Annotated in this window: 3 protein-coding genes; 2 read left to right on the top strand and 1 reads right to left on the bottom strand. The window is 57.3% G+C overall.

Translation table 11 applies throughout. From position 1 onward, the window contains the following. Positions 1-177 precede the first annotated feature (177 nt). Positions 178-942: a hypothetical protein gene (locus E4631_RS25605; protein WP_133656709.1), complete on the top strand. Its 765-nt coding sequence runs from the start codon at positions 178-180 to the stop codon at positions 940-942. Between the two features lie 394 nt (positions 943-1,336). Continuing rightward, on the top strand, positions 1,337-1,951 hold the full coding sequence (locus tag E4631_RS25600; protein ID WP_133656708.1) for a TetR/AcrR family transcriptional regulator: 615 nt from the start codon (positions 1,337-1,339) through the stop codon (positions 1,949-1,951). 141 nt (positions 1,952-2,092) lie between these two features. Here E4631_RS25600 and E4631_RS27175 read toward each other — a convergent pair whose 3' ends face one another. After that, complete coding sequence (locus E4631_RS27175) at positions 2,093-2,287, bottom strand: Mov34/MPN/PAD-1 family protein (RefSeq protein ID WP_133656707.1); 195 nt, start codon at positions 2,285-2,287, stop codon at positions 2,093-2,095. Positions 2,288-2,440: the final 153 nt, after the last annotated feature.

The following is a 2,440-nucleotide window of genomic DNA, read 5'->3' as shown; positions in this document are numbered from 1 at the left end:
TTTTCACCCGGCTTCCTGAGTGTGGGCCTGACCTCGCGTCCCTACTAACCCGTAAATTTCATATTCTCGACGCGCAACTCACTTCGTGACGAGTATAGCTAAGGCTGTCCGTTCTTTTAAAAGCCGTATTCTTTCGTATTCCTCGCCTTCGCTAGGTCCAGGCCTTACCTTGTTTTCATGAAGCTCCTGCGACTCCTGCCGAACCAATGGTTAGCCTTCTTTTTTAGCTTGTTACTGGTAACTGCCTGTAAAAAAGAAGATTCGAACACTGCCACCCCAGCAACCGATGATGCGGATGCCTATGTGTTTCCCATCGTGCCCGGCACGCCGGCCTGGGCCGCACTTACGTCGGGGGCTGCTATGATTCAGGCTTGCCAGGTCCCACCAACTGTGCTCCAGCAAATGTCCACGCCGGGGCTTGTTACGACCTGCCTGAATTACCCCCTGCTCAACAACATGATAGCTTTCAACACGTTGCAAAGAGGGGTTCGGTCGCAGCTAACCAATTTCAATGGGTTCGCCGAGTTTCAACAACGTCCCGATGCGGCACAAGTATTAGTCACCCGGTACCAACAGCAATGCACGGCGTGTGTACCCCCACCTGCCGATTGGGGAAAGTATAGCCTTCATTATTCTTATTTCGAGATGGTGCTCGCCCAGGACGAGTTCCTGACGCAACTTTCGTCGGCGCAACGACACGACTTAGTGCGCTTGACCTTAGCCAAATACGCCGAGAAGCAGCGGGAAATCGCTAACTACGCCATCTTTGGCTTGAAAACGACGGCCTTCTTGCTGGCTCGCATCATGCAAGCCGACCAGTATGCGCCATTTCTGGCAGCGGTCGGCACCAACCCACCGCTAGCAACCTTTACGAAAGACGCGGAAATTTATGGGCAAATGCAAGTACTTGACGCTGTCGTAACGCTCGCGAAAACCTACTAGTCGTAAGGCGTTTAGCTTAATTTCATCTGTTTTACGTGTTGTGAACGACCCTTTACAACACGTAAAAGGCGTCTCAAAGGCCTACGCCTTTTAGAGCCAGTAGCCCGCTGCGGCCTGGTAGTGCAGCCCGGCAAAGTACTCACCCCGGCGGATAGGGTAAGGACAGATAAGCTGGGTGGAGCGCTTAATCCATTCCATGGACCGGCTAGTTCACTTTGCGGACTAGTGCTGGACTACCGATGGACTAAGTATGGACCAATGGCTCCAAATTGACTATTTTTGCCCCTGACATCGCTTCTGCGTGGCGTAGAGCCACTTTTGCCTGGTGAATAGGGCCTAGTAGCTACGCTTGTTGCCCGCCGCTACGTGGCCCTCCTTTTTTTCTTACTTGCTCATGCCCCTCGATCGCACGGCCCACATCCTCTCCACCGCCCTGTGGCGCTTCTCCTTGCAACCGCTGCACCTCACTACCACGGCCGACATTGCCCAGCATGCGAGCGTGAGCGTGGGCACGCTCTTCCGCACCTTTCCCACCAAGGAGGACCTGCTCGCCAACGTCTACGCCTACGCCATGGACCAGCTGCAAGCACCCCTAGCAGCGGGCCCGGGCTCGCCGCAGCGGGGCGAGAACTTGACGAAGCTGCTGCAGCGCTGGTGGGACTTGACCGCGCAGGTGGCCCTGGCCCAGCCCCACCTGTTTGCCTTTTGGCGCTGGTACCGTCCCTATGCCCACCCCACGCCCCTGCTGGGGCCGTTCGAGCCCGTGGCGGGCCTGCTGGAGCGGGCACTGGTCCGCCACACGTCGTCGCGCGCCAAGCCCCTCCCCATACCGGTGATGGTGGCCGCGCTGGTGGGGCAGTGGACCGCGGCCCTGGAGCTGGTGCTGACCGAGCCCACCTGTCAGACGGATGCGGCGCTGCGGCAGCTGGTGCTGGAGCGGACCTATGCGGGCTGGTGGCAGAGCCTGGGCTTGTCCGATTACCTGGAAGTTGAACGCGTGCCGTACTAGCAGCGGGCGACACGGCCTCGCCGAAGCGGGCGATTGGGGCACCTCAACCCGGACCGGCTAGGGGGGCCATTGCCTGCGTAGCTCGCGCCGCCGGCTCAGGCAATGGCCCCCAGCTTAACGTATGGGGAATTATAAGACAAGTTATTCCGAGTATGCGGTTAGCTGACCATTTTTGATTAGGACTACATAGCGTGATACTGTGCCTTGAATAACCAAGAGTAGAAAATCAGTATTGCGTCCTTTATTCTGATACTGACGGCGAATCATTTCTATGTCAGTACTTGAAGGAGTAGGGTGAGATTCTGGGTGAGTGTGCCATTCGCCTATATACACCATTGAGGTGGTCGGGTGAATCAGGAGAGAATTGGGTGCTAAATTCCCAACTCCATGGGAAAAGCCCCTCCCACGAAACGGCCGCGGTATGATGCGGCCTTCCGCGCCGAAGCCCTGCGTTTAGCTAGCGAAAGCCGCTCCACGCTGGCCGCCGCC

Source organism: Hymenobacter sp. UV11 (genome assembly GCF_004684095.1).
In the GTDB taxonomy this organism is placed as follows: Bacteria; Bacteroidota; Bacteroidia; order Cytophagales; family Hymenobacteraceae; genus Hymenobacter.
Note: the sequence above shows the minus strand (reverse complement) of the source record. Positions and strands in the feature narration are given on the sequence as shown.

Coding starts and splice junctions, on each gene's coding strand:
- E4631_RS25605 (WP_133656709.1), top strand. CDS start 178: ATGAAGCTCCTGCGACTCCTGCCGAACCAATGGTTAGCCTTCTTTTTT.
- E4631_RS27175 (WP_133656707.1), bottom strand. CDS start 2,287: ATGGTGTATATAGGCGAATGGCACACTCACCCAGAATCTCACCCTACT.
- E4631_RS25600 (WP_133656708.1), top strand. CDS start 1,337: ATGCCCCTCGATCGCACGGCCCACATCCTCTCCACCGCCCTGTGGCGC.